The 17,413-nt window shown below is 40.9% G+C and carries 15 protein-coding genes, 1 pseudogene and 1 other annotated feature (1 of these 17 only partly in view); of the genes and pseudogenes, 14 read left to right on the top strand and 2 right to left on the bottom strand.

Features of this window, described 5'->3' with window-relative positions; translation table 11 throughout:
* Positions 1-206 precede the first annotated feature (206 nt).
* From LF822_RS00980 to LF822_RS01010, 7 genes and pseudogenes are all read left to right on the top strand, one after another.
* Positions 207-809 (top strand): YitT family protein, encoded by a 603-nt coding sequence (locus tag LF822_RS00980; protein ID WP_253922098.1) that lies wholly within the window; start codon positions 207-209, stop codon positions 807-809.
* 399 nt (positions 810-1,208) lie between these two features.
* Positions 1,209-2,192, top strand: a complete 984-nt coding sequence (locus tag LF822_RS00985; protein ID WP_253922099.1) for a hypothetical protein — start codon at positions 1,209-1,211, stop codon at positions 2,190-2,192.
* 171 nt (positions 2,193-2,363) lie between these two features.
* Entirely contained in the window at positions 2,364-3,650 is a 1,287-nt protein-coding gene (gene tig / locus LF822_RS00990) for a trigger factor (RefSeq protein ID WP_253922100.1), read from the top strand.
* A gap of 302 nt (positions 3,651-3,952) precedes the next feature.
* Positions 3,953-5,230, top strand: a complete 1,278-nt coding sequence (clpX, locus tag LF822_RS00995; protein WP_253922101.1) for an ATP-dependent protease ATP-binding subunit ClpX — start codon at positions 3,953-3,955, stop codon at positions 5,228-5,230.
* 352 nt (positions 5,231-5,582) lie between these two features.
* Positions 5,583-7,847: an endopeptidase La gene (gene lon, locus LF822_RS01000; RefSeq protein ID WP_371925848.1), complete on the top strand. Its 2,265-nt coding sequence runs from the start codon at positions 5,583-5,585 to the stop codon at positions 7,845-7,847.
* Entirely contained in the window at positions 7,837-8,424 is a 588-nt protein-coding gene (yihA, locus tag LF822_RS01005; RefSeq protein ID WP_253922103.1) for a ribosome biogenesis GTP-binding protein YihA/YsxC, read from the top strand. The genes lon and yihA overlap by 11 nt, the downstream gene beginning before the upstream one ends.
* Positions 8,425-8,501: 77 nt before the next feature.
* A pseudogene (locus LF822_RS01010) lies at positions 8,502-8,872 on the top strand (amino acid ABC transporter ATP-binding protein); the annotation flags it as partial.
* A gap of 35 nt (positions 8,873-8,907) precedes the next feature.
* Here LF822_RS01010 and LF822_RS01015 read toward each other — a convergent pair.
* A complete protein-coding gene (locus tag LF822_RS01015) occupies positions 8,908-9,390 on the bottom strand; it encodes a LiaI-LiaF-like domain-containing protein (protein ID WP_253922104.1) in 483 nt (160 codons plus the stop codon).
* Positions 9,391-9,650: 260 nt separating this feature from the next.
* Here LF822_RS01015 and hemA point away from each other — a divergent pair, with 260 nt between their 5' ends.
* From hemA to LF822_RS01050, 7 genes are all read left to right on the top strand, one after another.
* Complete coding sequence (gene hemA / locus LF822_RS01020) at positions 9,651-11,018, top strand: glutamyl-tRNA reductase (RefSeq protein ID WP_253922105.1); 1,368 nt, start codon at positions 9,651-9,653, stop codon at positions 11,016-11,018.
* 14 nt (positions 11,019-11,032) lie between these two features.
* Complete coding sequence (locus tag LF822_RS01025; RefSeq protein WP_253922106.1) at positions 11,033-11,851, top strand: cytochrome c biogenesis protein; 819 nt, start codon at positions 11,033-11,035, stop codon at positions 11,849-11,851.
* 17 nt (positions 11,852-11,868) lie between these two features.
* Positions 11,869-12,798 carry a hydroxymethylbilane synthase gene (gene hemC / locus LF822_RS01030; protein ID WP_253922107.1) on the top strand — a complete coding sequence of 310 codons (930 nt, stop codon included), beginning with the start codon at positions 11,869-11,871 and terminating at the stop codon, positions 12,796-12,798.
* Positions 12,798-13,559 carry a uroporphyrinogen-III synthase gene (locus LF822_RS01035; RefSeq protein WP_253922108.1) on the top strand — a complete coding sequence of 254 codons (762 nt, stop codon included), beginning with the start codon at positions 12,798-12,800 and terminating at the stop codon, positions 13,557-13,559. Before hemC ends, LF822_RS01035 begins: the two co-directional genes overlap by 1 nt.
* A 1-nt stretch (position 13,560) precedes the next feature.
* Entirely contained in the window at positions 13,561-14,538 is a 978-nt protein-coding gene (gene hemB, locus LF822_RS01040) for a porphobilinogen synthase (RefSeq protein ID WP_253922109.1), read from the top strand.
* Positions 14,539-14,556: 18 nt separating this feature from the next.
* Entirely contained in the window at positions 14,557-15,840 is a 1,284-nt protein-coding gene (gene hemL / locus LF822_RS01045) for a glutamate-1-semialdehyde 2,1-aminomutase (RefSeq protein WP_253923425.1), read from the top strand.
* Between the two features lie 375 nt (positions 15,841-16,215).
* Positions 16,216-17,121 (top strand): LysM peptidoglycan-binding domain-containing protein, encoded by a 906-nt coding sequence (locus LF822_RS01050; RefSeq protein ID WP_253922110.1) that lies wholly within the window; start codon positions 16,216-16,218, stop codon positions 17,119-17,121.
* On the opposite strand, the gene LF822_RS01055 is transcribed toward LF822_RS01050, so the two are convergent.
* Positions 17,118-17,306: a hypothetical protein gene (locus LF822_RS01055; protein ID WP_253922111.1), complete on the bottom strand. Its 189-nt coding sequence runs from the start codon at positions 17,304-17,306 to the stop codon at positions 17,118-17,120. The genes LF822_RS01050 and LF822_RS01055 overlap by 4 nt on opposite strands.
* A gap of 86 nt (positions 17,307-17,392) precedes the next feature.
* Positions 17,393-17,413, top strand: a binding site (T-box leader) (it continues 206 nt past the right edge of the window).

Consider the following 17,413-nt stretch of genomic DNA (forward strand, 5'->3'; position numbering starts at 1 on the left):
ATGCATTACTATAATGAAGAAACTTGATTCTTAGAGTATGGGGCAGAATTTTATTATTTCTGCCTCAATTCTTTTATTCAAAATTAGTCATTATACCTTATGTATATTATTAACTAAACGCTAACCCCCTTTATCCCTACACTAACTCATGTTTCCCCCTGGACTGCATATAGTGTAAGAAGAGCTTGTACTAAGGGGAATGTCATGTGAGAACCCTATGGAAAAAAACGATCGCTATTTTAATTGGAAGTGTATTGTTAGCCGTCGGCATTAATTTGTTTCTTATTCCAGACCAGGTTCTGGATGGAGGGGTCATTGGGTTGGGACTGATCGCAAACTACATATGGGACATTCAAGTTGGGTTTACAATTATTTGTATCAGTCTTCCCATATTTGCACTGGCCTGGTTTCATTTCCGTTCCTACTTTTTTAATAGCTTACACGGATTATTGGTTTCCTCCTTGTTAATAGATGTTCTAAGTTCTATTAGAGGCTATCATTTCAATCTTGATCCAGCGCTTAGCTCCGTAATCGGGGGAGCATTAGTGGGAGGCGGGATAGGTTATATGCTTCGGCATCAGACAAGCACTGGAGGAACGGATCTGCTGGCACAAATGATTGCAACCCTGCTGCACATTAATGTAGGGTTTGTTATATTGTTTATTGATTTAGCTGTGATCCTGGCGGGAGGATATTTGTTCTCCGCTGAAACATTGCTGCTATCGATAATCACGATCATAAGTGTAGCGTTATCAACAATGCTGTTAACATCATCGCGTTTTTTACCTTTGTTATCTAATTTGGACTAGCTATAGTATGGAGTGAAATGTAGGAGTATTGTGTGCTATAATTGCCGCAATACATACGAACAATGGCGCATGCGCCGTGGTACCTTCTACATGCATAAGCAAAACGGCTGGAGGAAGGCGGATTGCTTATGATGCGAGTGTCTGGACGCTTACGCCGAATGTCGCTATATAAGGTGAATTTATCTCCGGGTTGAAGTATATAATTCCTGGCACATAAAAAAAGAGGCGCCGCAGCGGACGCCTCTTCTCTATATTTATTAGGGGGAGGTACGTTAACATGTTTCGATGTGAGGTGGGAAATTACGGGTGTATATTAACATTTAATTCTCACAGATTTCGTTTAAAGTCATCAATTTTGGGGAGAATGGTGAGGGATTAGAAAATTAGGAAGGGTGTCTTATGGAAAAACACAACGGGGATATTGTATTGTTCCCAAAATGGAGATCGACATTAGAAAATACTGGTTTTGAAGCAGTGAAAGAGAAAAGGTATAAAGATGCAGTAGAGAGCTTTGTGCCTCTGGTTGAGCATGATGTAGCCACCCACGAGGTAATTACAGGTTTATTGATGAGCTGGATAGAAACAGGTCACTTCTCAGAGGCCGAAGATCTGTGTCAGGAACAAATGAAGTCTGAAGAAGACCATTACTACCAATACCTACATATATACATCACTTTGCTTTTTCAGACAAATCGTTATCAGGAATTAATTGATCTGCTCGATGAGGTGTTAGAAACAGAAGACGTCCCTCACCAAAACCGAACGCAGTTATGGCAGATGTACGAGGTAGCAAAAAAGCTGTTGCAAGATGTACATAAGAAGGAAAGCGATCGTTTGTTGAAGGACTTGATAGAAGCGGTTAATAACGAGGATTTACAAAAACAATGGACTGCAGTAAATCAATTAAGAAAGCAGCCTCTTCCAGCGGATGTAGAACCCTTTAAAAATTGGCTGACTGATACAGCTGTCCATCCGATTATTAAAACGGGGCTGATTCTCTGGTTGAGGGATGAAGGGTTCACAGATAAAGTACTCATTGCTAAATTTGGCCATCAGATCGAAGTGACCCCTTCAAAGCTGAACAGTTTTCAGTCAGACTATATTATCCAGCAGATAAGAATGAGACTTGGTTCCGTAGAGCAGAGCAATCCAACGATGTTTCAAATGATTAACAGTTTATTAGACCACTATTGTTATGTGCGTTATCCACTCTTTCCATTGGAAGAGGAAGTAGACGCTATTGTTACCGCTCTAAAGCAGTTAGGTCATAACTATCTTCAACTTCCTTTTGAAGGGGAAGCTTCAGTTTCTGAAGTAGAGAAGTATAAGGAAGAAATTGAACTTTGTGAGCAGCATTATATAATTTTAGTAGGGGAACAGTGAGTGTTACCAAAGAGATTTTTGCTTCAGATACAGGACTATTGTTGAAAGCACGATACATTATGTTATAATATAGTGGTTGCATATGAGATTCGTTGTAAATAGAATCATAGAAACGAGTAATCGATCGTCGATTGACGAGCAGGAAATTATAGATGTTGGAGGGAATTTTTTATGTCAGCAAAGTGGGAAAAGAAAGAAGGTAATCAGGGGACACTTACTGTAGAAGTGCCTGCTGAAGATTTTAACAAAGCATTGGATGAAGCGTTTAAAAAAGTAGTGAAACAGGTTCAGGTGCCAGGATTCCGTAAGGGGAAAGTACCACGTAAGCTTTTTGAACAGCGTTTTGGCGTTGAATCACTTTATCAGGATGCCATTGATATTGTACTTCCTAAAGCATACTCTGATGCGGTTGAAGAAACTGGGATTGAACCGGTGGACCGCCCTGAAGTAGACGTAGAGCAGATTGAAAAAGGACAGCCGCTTGTATTTACTGCAGACGTAATTGTTAAACCTGAAGTGGAGCTTGGCGACTATAAGGGTCTTACGTATGAAGTACAGAGTACAGAGGTTACAGATGAAGACATTGAGAATGAGCTTAAGCAGCAGCAGGAGCGTCAGGCGGAGCTGGTCGTAAAAGAAGAAGGAACAGTGGAAGACGGCGATACTGTAGTAATGGATTTCGAAGGTTTCGTAGATGGAGAGGCGTTCGAAGGCGGACAAGCTGACAACTACTCACTCGAAATCGGTTCTGGTTCATTCATTCCAGGCTTCGAAGAACAGCTTGTAGGCAAAGCACCTGGCGAGGAAGCAGATGTTCAGGTAACGTTCCCTGAAGAATATCATGCAGAAGATCTTGCTGGTAAAGAGGCTACGTTCAAAGTTAAAATTCATGAAGTGAAAGGAAAAGAACTTCCTGAACTTGATGATGAGTTTGCTAAAGATGTAGATGAAGAAGTTGAATCTATAGATGAACTTAAGAAGAAAACCCGTGAACGCTTAGAAGAGCAGAAGAAAACAGATGCTGAGAATCAAAAGCGTGATACTCTAGTTCAAAAAGCTTCTGAGAATGCTCAAGTTGAAATTCCGCAGGCGATGGTTGATACTGAACTTGATCGTATGGTGAGTGAATTTGAACAGCGTCTTCAAATGCAGGGAATGACTAAAGACATGTACTTCCAATTTACTGGGCAGGACGAAGATGCTTTACGTGAGCAGATGCAGGAAGATGCAAGCAAGCGCGTGAAGACAAACCTTACTCTTGAAGCGATTGCTGAAGCTGAAAATGTTGAAGCTACTGAAGAAGATATAAATGCAGAGCTTGAGAATATGGCTTCTATGTACCAGACAGATGTAGCACAGCTGACACAGATGCTTGGCGGCAACACAGATATGGTGAAGGAAGACCTTAAAGTACGTAAAGCAATTGACGTTCTGGCTGAAAACAGTAAAGCTGAATAATTAGTTTAGAAGGCAAGGGGCAAAAAAACGCTCCTTGTCTTCTCCTATATTTTTCAATTCTTAGGTAAGATGAATGATCCCATCTTGTTTTTACATATACTAATGATGTACCTATCGTTTGACTTATGATTGAGATGTCTACATAATGAGGATGATGTAATAGTAATCGCACACCTCTATATAGGTATTGCTTTTTTGTTTTTCGTTAATCTGGTATGATGGGCAAAAGACACGAATGCACAGCAGCCAAGATTGATTTTGCAGTCGCAGCTATTGCGTCATTTTATAAAGGGGTGAATGGTATGTTTAAATTTAATGAAGAAAAAGGACAGCTTAAATGCTCATTTTGCGGAAAAAGCCAAGAACAGGTTCGTAAGTTAGTAGCTGGTCCTGGAGTTTATATATGTGATGAATGTATAGAATTATGTACTGAAATCGTTGAAGAAGAGCTCGGAAATGAAGAGGAAGTGGAATTTAAAGAAGTTCCTAAGCCTCAGGAAATCCGCAGCATATTAAACGATTATGTTATTGGGCAGGATCAGGCTAAGAAGAATTTATCAGTGGCTGTTTACAACCATTATAAGCGAATTAATGCTGGTGTGAAGAATGATGATGTTGAGCTTGCGAAGAGTAACATTCTTATGCTTGGACCAACAGGAAGCGGTAAAACGTTACTCGCTCAAACACTTGCTCGTATTCTGAACGTTCCTTTCGCTATTGCTGATGCCACTTCATTAACTGAAGCGGGCTACGTTGGAGAGGATGTAGAAAATATCCTTCTTAAGCTGATTCAAGCGGCAGATTATGATGTAGAAAAAGCTGAAAAAGGAATTATTTATATCGATGAAATCGATAAAGTTGCGCGTAAATCTGAAAATCCTTCGATCACTCGTGATGTTTCAGGGGAGGGTGTTCAGCAGGCCTTGCTTAAGATCCTCGAAGGAACGCAGGCCAGCGTTCCACCGCAGGGTGGAAGGAAACATCCTCATCAAGAATTTATTCAAATCGATACGACAAATGTCTTGTTTGTCGTAGGCGGTGCATTTGATGGAATTGAGCAGATTATTAAACGCCGTTTAGGTAAAAAAGTCATTGGTTTTGGGGCCGGTCAAACTGATGTAGACGCTGAGAAGAGTGAATTGTTAACAAAAGTTCTTCCTGAAGACTTGTTAAGCTATGGATTAATTCCGGAATTCATCGGACGTCTGCCGGTCATTGGCAGTCTGGAACAGCTGGATGAGGAAGCACTGGTAGAAATTCTGACAGCTCCTAAGAATGCACTTGTAAAACAATATCAGAAGCTGCTTCAGATCGACCATGTAGAATTAGAGTTTGAAGAGGAGGCCCTTCGTGAAATTGCTAAGCTTGCAATTGAACGCAAAACAGGTGCCCGCGGACTTCGTTCTATTATTGAAGGCATAATGCTTGATGTTATGTATGAACTGCCTTCTCGTGATGATATAGAGAAATGCATTATTACGAAGGAAACTGTTACAGAAGAGAACAGTTATCCTAAACTGGTTCTGACAGATGGAACTGTGGAAGATGAGAATAAAGAAACCCCTAAAGAAAGTGCTTAATTAGCCCGCATTTAGGCAATTTAATCTTTATTTTATAAACCGCGCTGCGAATAATTTGTAGCGCGGTTTCTGTTGTCGTTATAATAAAATTATTTTGGGTGAACAGTAAGGAGCCTTCTTTTTTTACATATCATTTGTTTTTAGCATGATTAGTTGCGTCGTGTTTATAATAAAACTAAGCTTCTGTAAGAAAAACGCGGGCTTTTTGCCTATTCCTTACGTTTTACTTTCTCATAAGATTTCTATATGATTAACTTACAATTCGCATTATTTGGAGGTGCACACATTGTCTGAAAAACATAGTATCAAGCTCCCCCTCCTTCCTCTTAGAGGTCTTTTAGTGTACCCTTCGATGGTACTGCACCTTGATGTAGGTCGTGATAAATCGGTCAATGCTTTAGAGCAAGCAATGATTGATGATAACCAGATTTTTCTCGTTTCCCAAAAAGAAGTAAATATTGATGATCCAACTATTAGTGATATGTATGAAATAGGTACAGTAGCTCGCGTAAAGCAAATGGTAAAGCTTCCGAATGGAACGAACCGCGTGCTCGTGGAAGGACTTTATCGTGCGAGTGTTCACCAAATCACTGACGGTGACGAATATTATGAAGCTGAAATAACGAAATTAGAGGATGTACATGACGATCGTAATGAAGAAGAAGCGCTGATGCGCACTTTACTCAGCCAGTTCGAGCAATATGTGAAGGTTTCTAAAAAAGTAAGTAAAGAAACGTATAACACAGTTGCAGATGTAGATTCTCCCGGACACTTAGCTGACTTAATTACTTCTCATCTGCCAATAAAAATTAAAGATAAGCAAAAGGTTCTTGAAACCTCAGATGTAAAGAAACGTCTTAAGCATTTAATTGAATTAATTGGAAATGAAAGAGACGTTCTTCAAATCGAACAAAAAATTGGTCAGCGAGTAAAGAAATCAATGGAGAAAACACAAAAAGAATATTACCTGCGGGAACAAATGAAAGCTATTCAGAATGAACTGGGTGATAAAGACGGCAAAACTGGAGAAGTCAGTGAACTTCGTCAGAAAATTGACGAAGCACAGATGCCCGAACGTGTTCAGAAAGTAGCCGACAAAGAACTCGGCCGTTACGAGAAAGTTCCGCAAAGCTCTGCTGAGAGTTCTGTGATCCGTAATTATATTGAATGGCTCGTCTCTCTGCCGTGGTCGCAGGAGACAGAAGACAACTTAGATGTTAATCACGCGGAGACTATTCTTGACGAAGATCATTATGGATTAGAGAAAGTGAAAGAGCGTGTTCTTGAATACTTAGCTGTCCAGCAGCTCACTCAGTCTATTAAGGGTCCTATACTATGTCTAGTCGGGCCGCCTGGTGTTGGTAAAACATCTCTGGCAAAATCCATAGCCCGGGCCATAAATCGTAAGTTTGTCCGCATTTCTCTGGGCGGCGTACGCGATGAGGCTGAAATCCGCGGTCATAGAAGAACGTACATTGGAGCTATGCCTGGCCGTATTATCCAGGGAATGAAGCGGGCAGAAACGATTAATCCTGTTTTCCTGCTTGATGAAATCGATAAGATGGCGAGCGATTTCCGCGGCGATCCGTCCTCCGCTATGCTGGAAGTGTTAGATCCTGAACAAAACAGTACATTTAGTGACCATTTTATCGAAGAGCATTATGATTTATCGAATGTGATGTTTGTTGCTACAGCTAATACGATGACTTCTATTCCGGGACCGCTCCTAGACCGTATGGAAGTGATCTCGATCGCTGGGTACACAGAGGTAGAGAAGCTCCATATTGCTAAAGAACATTTACTGCCTAAACAAGTTAAAGAGAATGGCTTAACGAAAAGCAAGGTCCAATTTAAAGATGAAGCTTTACTTAAATTAATTCGTATGTATACCCGTGAAGCGGGAGTTCGTAATTTAGAACGCGAGTTAGCTGGTGTGTGCAGAAAAGCTGCAAAGATTATCGTATCGGGCCAAAAGAAGAGGGTAGTAGTGACAGAGAAGCAGCTGGAAGAGCTTCTTGGACGGCCTAAGTTCCGTTATGGTCAAGCCGAACTGGAGGATCAGGTCGGAGCAGCAACAGGTTTAGCGTATACATCTGCAGGCGGGGATACACTATCTATCGAAGTTTCTGTTTATCCCGGGAAAGGTAATTTAACGTTGACCGGTAAGCTAGGCGATGTAATGAAGGAGTCAGCACAGGCTGCCTTTAGTTATATTCGTTCGAGGTCTGATGATCTAAAGATCGACCGTGATTTTGGAGAGAAAAATGACATCCATATTCACGTACCGGAAGGGGCCACACCGAAAGACGGTCCTTCAGCAGGAATCACAATGGCCACCGCACTAGTATCAGCTTTAACAGGCAGAGCTGTTAAGAAGGAAGTAGGCATGACCGGAGAAATTACACTACGAGGTCGTGTACTCCCTATTGGAGGCTTAAAAGAGAAATCATTAAGCGCTCACCGGGCCGGTCTGACAAAGATCATCATTCCCTCTGACAATGAAAAGGATTTAGAGGATATTCCAGAAAGTGTGCGTGAAGGTCTTACTTTTATTCCTGTAAAACATTTAGATGAGGTGCTTGATCAAGCATTAACGGAGAGTAGTTATGAAGGTTAACCATGCAGAAATAATTATTAGTGCAGCTAGTAAGAAACAATATCCAAATGAACCATTACCTGAAATTGCACTGGCAGGCCGGTCAAATGTAGGAAAGTCATCATTTATAAATAAAATGATCCAGCGTAAGAATTTAGCAAGAACTTCTTCAAAGCCAGGAAAAACGCAGACTTTAAACTTTTACAGGATTAATGAAAGGTTTCATTTTGTGGATGTTCCAGGATACGGTTATGCTAAAGTCTCAAAGAAAGAACGTGCCAAATGGGGCCGGATGATGGAGGAATACTTCGCTGAGCGTGAACAATTGCGTGCAATAGCTCTAGTGGTAGATGTCCGTCACAAACCTACAGAGGATGACTGTATGATGTATGATTTTCTTAAGCATTTCGAGCTGCCTGTAATGGTGATTGCAACAAAGCTTGATAAGATTAAAAAAGGCCAGCGGAATAAACAGCTCCACATGGTCTCCTCCACTCTTAACATGGATGAAGAAGATCCATTAATTCCTTTTTCCTCTGAAACAGGTGAAGGAAAAGACACTGCATGGAGAGCGATGCTGTCGTATCTGCAGTTATAACCGGCACCACTCCTATTAGGGGTGGTGCTTTTAAGTAAGAGGGTGGTTTAATAATGAATAAGAAGATGATAGAGGTAAAGAACGCATTAGTCCTCTTAAATAAAGCAGGGTTAAAAGAAAAGGCCTGCGAATATCCCTCCAAGCTTTCAGGAGGCCAGCTGCAGCGGGTGGCTATTGCAAGAGCACTCGCTATGAACCCTGCAATTATGCTTTTTGATGAACCGACTTCTGCGTTGGATCCTGAGCTTGTAGGTGAAGTCCTTCACACCATTAAACACTTGCCGGAGAAGGAATGACAATGGTGTTTGTATTTCATGAAATGGGCTTTGCGAGAGAAGTGGCAGATCGTGTAGTCTATATGCATGAAGGAAGAATAGTTGAAGAAGGAACATTTGAAGAGTTGTTTGGAAACCCTAAGCCGGAGCGGACAAAAAAATTTATAAACTAAAAAACCACAGCCTGTCATGCCGGCTGTGGATTTTCTTATGTGCGTTTTTTTAATAAAATTATGCCTACCACCACAAGTACTACAGGCCAGAATCGTTCAATCCACTCTATGAATATGTAAATAACGCTAAACCAGCCCGGGTTCGCAGTTGAAAAAAGCCCAAACCCGGACAAACCGAGCAGCACTATAGCTGTCAGGAGTCCTGATTTTGTTTTTGCATATTTAAAAAGGAAAGCAACTCCGACGATTAGGGTGAAGATTGCCCAATGATCAATCCAAAAGGTAAAGCGATCTTTACCGTGAAAATGGATGCCGAATCCGAGAAGTATGGTTCCGGGAATGATATTTGAAAAGTCTTTCGTTATGTAACAATGCAGCAGAAATGCTGTACCAATGATCATCAGTATCGTCGGCCAAGAGTAAAAAGCAGAGAAAAAGGGCATATTTAATTGTTGAAGAAGAAAATATATTCCTAATCCGATTAGTAAGTAACCGGCAAATATATTTTGTTTTTTCATTATAAATCCTCCTGAACGTACATACTTGAATTGCCTGTCTTGCGCAATTCGTCGTGATTTGATATATTACAGATGGGTTATAAATTAGACTCGTTCTAATTTAAAAATAATTTAATTATTAACTGAAGAAACATGCTAAATATATCCTAACATAGGGATTTCAAAATCTGTTCATATTTTTCTCTTAGAATAATGATGTCTCATGTTATAATGATTGATATGTGATTGGATAGGAACGTTTTAGATAGGGGGGGATGGAAATGCATATATTAACAATCGGCCTAAACTTTAAAACAGCCCCTGTGGAAATTCGAGAAAAGCTTACATTCTCTGAAGAAAACCTCCAGGAAGCAATGCAGCAGCTAAACAAGCAGAAGAGCCTCCTTGAGAATGTAATCCTCTCTACCTGCAATCGTACGGAAATATACGCAGTAGTAGACCAGCTTCACACCGGACGTTATTATATTAAACAGTTTTTAGCAGACTGGTTCAATATGGATAAAGAAGACTTCTCTCCATTTCTATCTGTTTATGAAGCGGATGGGGCAATTGAACATCTATTCCGCGTGACGTCAGGTCTTGATTCCATGGTGCTCGGTGAAACACAGATTTTAGGACAAGTTAAGCAAGTTTTTCAACTGGCACAGCAGGCAGGCACAACAGGAACGATTTTTAATCAGCTGTTCAAGCAGGCGGTAACAATGGCTAAAAAAGCTCATAAAGACACTGGGATTGGTGAGAATGCAGTATCAGTAAGTTATGCTGCTGTAGAATTAGCCCGCAAGATTTTTGGGGATTTAGTCCATAAACATATTGTTATTATTGGTGCAGGTAAAATGGGCGAACTTGCAGCTAAGAATCTGCATGGCTCCGGTGTCAAAAAAGTAACAGTCATGAACCGTACGCTTGCTAAAGCAGAGGTTGTATCAAAACAATTTAATGGACAAGCTGCTACCATGGATCATCTTGAAGAGGTCTTAAAGGATGCTGACATCGTCATCAGCTCTACAGGTGCAAACGAATACGTCCTTACAAAAGATCAAATGGAGCCTATTCATAAAAGCCGTAAAGGTAAGCCGCTTTTCTTTGTGGATATTGCTGTTCCAAGGGATCTTGACCCCGCCATGGAAAACCTGGACAGCGTGTTTTTATATGATATTGATGATTTACAGGGAATCGTAGATGCCAATCTGGCTGTTCGAAAGCAGGCGGCTGAAGAAATCGGCTTAGTAATTGAAGCCGAAATTGTAGAATTTAAAGAATGGCTTCAAACCATTGGGGTTGTGCCGGTTATCTCTGCTTTACGTGCTAAAGCATTAGGCATTCAAGCTGAAACGATGGAAAGCATTGAGAGAAAAATGCCAGAGTTGTCTGAGCGTGAAAAGAAAGTATTGCGTAAGCACACTAAGAGTATTATTAATCAAATGCTCAAGGATCCTATTCTTCAAGCTAAAGAACTGAGTGCAAAGCCTGAAGCAGAAGAATCTCTACGCTTATTCACTCAGATATTTGGAATTGAGGAAGAAGTGGAAAAGGAGCTTTTAGAGCAGGAGAAAAAAAACGCAGCCCCCTCAAATGAAGAAGGAACGATCCCCTTTCCCACACTTAGTAAGATTGTGAATTCTTAAGGGTGGAGTCAGCCATGTTTGATTTCAAATGGGTGTACGAATTAGTCCTGCTGCTATATGGTCTTAGTTTAATTGGATATTTTATTGATTTTATTCAAAATAACCGGAAGGCCAATCAAGCTGCCTTCTGGTTACTTAGTTTGGTCTGGGGGTTACAAACCCTTTTTTTATTAGTACAGGTTTTTATTAACAATAATTTTCCAATCATTAATGTATATGACGGTCTTTACTTTTATGCATGGATCCTCGTCACCTTTTCATTGATCATAAACAGAATTTTCAAAGTGGATTTTCTAGTGTTTTTTACAAATTTACTTGGATTCTTTGTTATGTTGATCCATATATCTACCCGTGCACAAAGTGTTCTGGATGATAAAGGGGTCTCATTAGTACATGAAATGCTCGTCGTCCATATTACACTTGCCTTGATTTCGTATGGTTTTTTCTCACTGTCTTTTATATTTTCACTCATGTATTTATTACAGTACAGGCTGCTTAAACGTAAAAAGTGGAATGCTAAATTATTCCGCCTGGGGGATCTAACCAGGCTTGACTTCTTCTCCTATGTAGCTGTCATTCTGGGAGTGCCTCTTCTGTTAATTGGTCTGATTCTCGGAGTAACCTGGGCGTATGCTTCAGAAGAAACGTTTTACTGGTATGATTCAAAAACGTTAGGTTCCATATTGGTGCTCCTCGTCTACGGAGTTTATTTATTCTTGAGAGTAGTTAAAGGATACCAGGGTAGAGCCATTTCTATTTTCAATAGTGCAGCCTTTCTATTTCTGCTCATTAACTTCTTTCTATTTGGCTCAATATCAAACTTTCATTTTTAACTTGAGGAGGTCTTCGTGTGCGTAAGATCGTCATTGGTTCACGTAAAAGTAACTTAGCAATAACTCAGACAGAATGGGTGATCGATCAATTAAAAAAAGTAGATCCATCCTATGAATTTGAAATTAAACGAATTTCTACGAAGGGAGACCGTATCGTAGATGTTCAGCTTTCTAAAGTAGGTGGAAAAGGCTTATTTATTAAAGAAATTGAACAGGCTATGTATGATGAAGAAATCGATATGGCCGTGCATAGTATGAAGGATATGCCCGCTGTTGTAGCTGAAGGCTTAATGGTGGCTTCTGTCCCTGTACGGGAAGATCATAGGGATGCTTTCATATCAAATGGCCACATAGGGTTAAAGGACCTGCCTGAAGGCGCTGTTGTTGGTACAAGCAGCCTTCGGAGAGGTGCACAAATTAAAGCGTTTCGACCTGAACTTGAAATTCAATGGATCCGGGGCAATATTGATACTAGGCTTCGTAAATTGAAAGAAGAGGATTTTGATGCCATCATTTTAGCGGCAGCCGGATTAAAAAGGATGGGCTGGAGTGATGAACTTGTGACTGAATATTTAGAGCCGGAGGTTTGTGTGCCAGCTGTAGGACAAGGAGCGCTGGCCATTCAATGCCGTAAAGAAGATAAGGAATTAGTAGATTATTTACGAAAAATAAACGACCCTTATACAGATGTAACTGTGGCAGCTGAAAGGAAGTTTCTTCATGATTTAAATGGAGGCTGTCAAGTGCCAATTGGCGGTTATGCTACTCAAAAAGGTGATGAAATTACGCTTACTGCTCTTGTTGGGAAGCCTGATGGCTCAACAATACTTCATGAAACCGTTAAAGGAAACGACCCGATTGCTGTCGGAAAAGAAGCAGCGGACCTTCTTAAAAAACAAGGTGCTGTAGAAATTGTTGATAAGGCTAAAGAGGAGTATGAGCAGTAATGAAACCGTTAGAAGGCAGGAAGGTCCTGGTTACAAGACCTTTCTCTCAAGCGGATGTCATGATTAATCTTTTCGAAAAAGCAGGAGCAGCCATCCTTCACGAGCCACTCATAGAATTTCGTATCCATGAATCTAAACAAAATCCGCGTATTTTATCAGAACTTCACGACTTTAACTGGGTGTTTTTTACAAGCTCCAATGGCGTGAAGTTTTTTTTCGAGTGGTTACAACGTATTGGAAGGCCGGTGCCTCGTCATATTAAGGTTGCAGTGGTAGGCAGAAATACCAAACAGACAGCGGAAGAAATGGGTGTGAATGTTCACTTTTGTCCGACTACATATGATGCTGAGCATATGGCAGAAGAGTTTTTCGTTTATCATAAGGAACCAGGGGCCGTGCTCTATGTACGTGGAGACAGGTCACGTGAAACCTTGTTAGAAATATTGACGGAAAAGGGCATTCTTTTTCAATCCCTGACCGTGTATGATACTCTACTAATAAAAGAGTCGGAAGTCATCAGCAGAGAGCTTCCGTCTTTAGACGCGCTTACGTTTACAAGTCCCTCGACGATCGAGGCTTTTTTGGAAATAACCAGAAAGAGTAACGAGCTTGCTTTAGATATTCCCTGTTTCTGTATAGGTGCTACAACTGCTGAGAAGGCAGAAGCAAAAGGGTTTAACAAGATTTATTATCCATCAACATTCAGCGTAGAAGAAATGGTTCAGCAAATTATTGATTACTTTTCGAAAGAAGGTTTCTAAAATGAGCGATTTACAATTTAAAAGACACCGCCGTTTGCGCAGAACCGAATCAATGCGGTCTTTAGTACGTGAAACAAAACTTCATAAGGAAGATTTAATTTATCCTATATTTATTGTAGAAGGGGAAAATATTAAACATTCTGTGAAATCGATGCCTGGCGTTTACCAGGTTTCCTTAGATCACTTGTCTGCTGAAATGAAAGAATTGGAGAATCTAGGAATACGTTCGGTTATCGTTTTTGGCGTACCAAAGGAGAAGGATGACGTTGGAAGCGAAGCATACCATGCGTCTGGTATTGTTCAAAAAGCAATTCGTCACATTAAAGAAGCCCATCCTTCTTTAACAGTTGTAGCTGATACCTGCCTATGTCAATATACGGACCATGGTCACTGCGGAATCGTTCTTGACGGGGATATTGCAAATGATGACTCTTTAGAATTACTTACAAAAACAGCGGTTAGTCAGGCAGAAGCCGGGGCGGATATCATCGCTCCCTCCAATATGATGGATGGATTTGTAGCTGCAATTAGACGAGGACTTGATGAGTCTGGGTATGGTCACATTCCTGTAATGTCTTATGCAGTTAAATATGCTTCTGCCTTCTATGGTCCTTTTCGTGATGCGGCGCACAGCTCTCCGCAGTTTGGTGACCGTCGTGCTTATCAAATGGACCCGGCCAACCGTATAGAAGCCATACGTGAAGCAGAATCCGATGTGGGAGAAGGTGCTGATTTTCTCATTGTCAAGCCAGCTTTATCCTATTTGGATATTATGCGTGAAGTGAAAGATCGGTTTAACCTTCCCCTTGTTGCTTACAATGTAAGCGGTGAATATTCTATGATTAAGGCAGCCGCTGCTAATGGCTGGGTAAATGAGGAAGAAATCGTAATGGAAAAACTCACCTCTATGAAAAGGGCAGGCGCCGATTTAATTATTACCTACTTTGCAAAAGACGCAGCTAACTATTTAGATCAGTAATAGGAGGGAACGAAAATGATGAGGAATTTCGAGCGTTCAGTAGAAGCATATAAGAAAGCTGTTGATTTAATGCCCGGCGGAGTGAACTCACCTGTCCGCGCCTTTAAATCAGTAGATATGGACCCTATTTTTATGGAAAAAGGAAAAGGTTCAAAAATTACGGATATTGATGGAAATGAATATATTGACTACGTATTAAGCTGGGGACCTCTTATTCTTGGCCACGCAGACGAGCGTGTGGTAAGTGCTCTTACAGAAGCAGCCTCCCTGGGAACAAGTTTTGGAGCACCTACCCTTCTTGAGAATGAATTGGCGAATCTCGTCATTGACCGTGTTCCATCCATTGAGATGCTCAGAATGGTTAACTCAGGAACAGAAGCAACGATGAGCGCCCTTCGAGTGGCAAGGGGGTATACAGGCAGAAATAAGATTTTGAAATTTGAAGGAAATTACCATGGACATGGCGACTCATTGCTTATAAAAGCTGGATCAGGAGTTGCTACGCTGGGTCTGCCTGATTCCCCTGGTGTGCCGGAATCAATTGCGAAAAACACAATTACCGTACCATACAATGACATGGAGAGCGTGAAATACGTTTTCGAAGAATATGGAGAAGATTTAGCGGCTGTCATTATAGAACCGGTTTCAGGTAATATGGGCGTCGTGCCTCCTAAAGAGCAATTTCTTAGCGAGCTGCGTCATCTGACTGAAAGAAATGGTACAGTACTCATTTTTGATGAAGTAATGACTGGTTTTAGAGTAGGTTATCAGTGTGCTCAAGGTCATTTCAATGTGACACCGGATATGACTTGTTTAGGGAAAGTTATTGGTGGAGGTCTGCCGGTTGGAGCTTATGGCGGCAAGAAGGAAATTATGGAACGGGTCGCCCCGGTTGGAGATATTTATCAGGCTGGTACACTTTCAGGTAATCCTTTAGCCATGACAGCTGGCTACGAAACCTTAAAAGCCATGGATGAATCGGCTTATACGGAAATCAATAAAAAAGTAGATCGATTAATAGAGGGCTTTGAAGCTGCAGCTGAAGAGCACCAAGTTCCATTAACGATTAATCGAGCTGGATCTATGGTGGGGATTTTCTTCACCGAAGGACCTGTCGAAAATTTTGAAATGGCCAATCATTCGGATTTGGAACGTTTTGCTAAATACTACCGAGGCATGATTGAACAGGGCATCTTCCTTCCTCCTTCTCAATTTGAAGGACTGTTCTTATCTGTGGCTCATACAGATGAAGATATCGAAAAGACAATTCAAGCTGTAGATGCAGTTTTTAGAACTCTTTAAATAAGAATAATATTCAGTGATATTGAAAGGCTGCCGGGAACGTTCCGGCAGCCTTTTTATAGTCTATTCCATTATAGTTGGTACTTTGCGTACAATTTAATGGTTAAAGCCGATCACCAATACTTAGAGTCCTGCAAACACTCCGAGGCGTGTGGTTTTGGGGAGTGATACGGCTGGTAAAACGGCAGCTGGCCAAAAAGCAAAATGTCTTTATCATTTGAGAATCAATGAGATTTTAATATTTTCAACAGGCTGAGATAACCTTTGACTATGTCTTTTTATATGAAATCTTATCCTTCTTATGTATATCAGACAAAGTGATGCATAGAGTGGTAATAGGTGACTTTGTTGATTAACCAGGGAGGGGACGTTGCAATGCAGAATAATCAGGAATTTTCTTTTTACTTAGATGAATCGCTGTGGTTTAAGGAAGGACAGGGGGTTAGTGAATTAATTGGTATTTCACTTGAACCTAATGTTTCCATTGCTGATTTAGGAAATGAAGTAAGGCTTCATGGGACCGTAGAGTTATTCGGTGAATACTTCTCCGACGAGTCAATTGAGCCGTATCGAAATCCGGAAACTCCGCCTGTTGGGCGTGTACTTGAGGTAGATGAAGGGGAAGAAGAAGGGGTATCTGAATTTGCACACTCTTTTCCGGTGGAGATCACAGTATCAAAAGATAGAGTGACAAACCTTGATGAAGTTGTTATTGATATTGAAAGCTTTGACTACGAGCTGCCAGAACCGAATAACCTGACACTTCACGCCCAGTTGAATATGAATGGGATACTTCAAGAAAGGAATGCAGCACCTGTCCAGGAGGACCATGATGTGATTACAATAGGGCCTGTCCACTATAAAGATGAAACTTCCCCTGCTCCTCAGGCTCAAGAAGAGTTAAGAGCTGAAGGAGAAGTGGAATTAGAGGAAAGCAGCAGAAAAGAACATACTCAGTCGTTTTCTGAGTTTTTTGAGCCTCACCAAGACGAAGCTTATTCCCAAGAGAATGAACAAGGTGCCGACACTTATGAAGAAGAAGTAACTGAAGCTGAGCAGGTGGAATCTTCGCCATCCGTAAATGGATTTAAACAAATTTTCCAGCACCTTTTTCCAAATAGAGATGAGACATACACTCAAATGAAGATGTATATTGTGCAGGAAGATGAGACCATTGAAATGATTGCTGAACGGTATGAAGTACCTGTGAAGCAGCTGGAAAAGGTGAATCATGTCGATGATGAAGTAGTTCCAGGGCAGATTGTGTATATTCCGAATTAAATCCATTTAAAGCGGAAAGCTAAATACAGACCAATGCATAGCCCAAGTAAAAAAACATCAATTGTAGTAGGGAAGATCAATGTACGAATCAACTGGTATATACAGATCGGTACGGTAGCTTTCTCAAGAACATACAGCCAGTGGCGGCACCAGGGCGGAAGACGATAACGGTACATGCGGCTCATTGTTTTTCCTCCTCTTCATTTATTTTTATAAATAGTTGACTTCATCCATACATTCTATATACAATATGAATATTAATGACTATATGTGAAATGCCGTGAACGGGAAG

It is taken from the genome of Halobacillus sp. A5 (genome assembly GCF_024189315.1).
GTDB lineage: Bacteria > Bacillota > Bacilli > Bacillales > Halobacillaceae > Halobacillus_A.

Excerpts from the sequence above, each read along its gene's own strand:
- LF822_RS00985 (WP_253922099.1), top strand. The coding sequence starts at position 1,209 with ATGGAAAAACACAACGGGGATATTGTATTGTTCCCAAAATGGAGATCG.
- tig (WP_253922100.1), top strand. The coding sequence starts at position 2,364 with ATGTCAGCAAAGTGGGAAAAGAAAGAAGGTAATCAGGGGACACTTACT.
- clpX (WP_253922101.1), top strand. The coding sequence starts at position 3,953 with ATGTTTAAATTTAATGAAGAAAAAGGACAGCTTAAATGCTCATTTTGC.
- lon (WP_371925848.1), top strand. The coding sequence starts at position 5,583 with ATGGTACTGCACCTTGATGTAGGTCGTGATAAATCGGTCAATGCTTTA.
- yihA (WP_253922103.1), top strand. The coding sequence starts at position 7,837 with ATGAAGGTTAACCATGCAGAAATAATTATTAGTGCAGCTAGTAAGAAA.
- LF822_RS01015 (WP_253922104.1), bottom strand. The coding sequence starts at position 9,390 with ATGAAAAAACAAAATATATTTGCCGGTTACTTACTAATCGGATTAGGA.
- hemA (WP_253922105.1), top strand. The coding sequence starts at position 9,651 with ATGCATATATTAACAATCGGCCTAAACTTTAAAACAGCCCCTGTGGAA.
- LF822_RS01025 (WP_253922106.1), top strand. The coding sequence starts at position 11,033 with ATGTTTGATTTCAAATGGGTGTACGAATTAGTCCTGCTGCTATATGGT.
- LF822_RS01035 (WP_253922108.1), top strand. The coding sequence starts at position 12,798 with ATGAAACCGTTAGAAGGCAGGAAGGTCCTGGTTACAAGACCTTTCTCT.
- hemB (WP_253922109.1), top strand. The coding sequence starts at position 13,561 with ATGAGCGATTTACAATTTAAAAGACACCGCCGTTTGCGCAGAACCGAA.
- hemL (WP_253923425.1), top strand. The coding sequence starts at position 14,557 with ATGAGGAATTTCGAGCGTTCAGTAGAAGCATATAAGAAAGCTGTTGAT.
- LF822_RS01050 (WP_253922110.1), top strand. The coding sequence starts at position 16,216 with ATGCAGAATAATCAGGAATTTTCTTTTTACTTAGATGAATCGCTGTGG.
- LF822_RS01055 (WP_253922111.1), bottom strand. The coding sequence starts at position 17,306 with ATGAGCCGCATGTACCGTTATCGTCTTCCGCCCTGGTGCCGCCACTGG.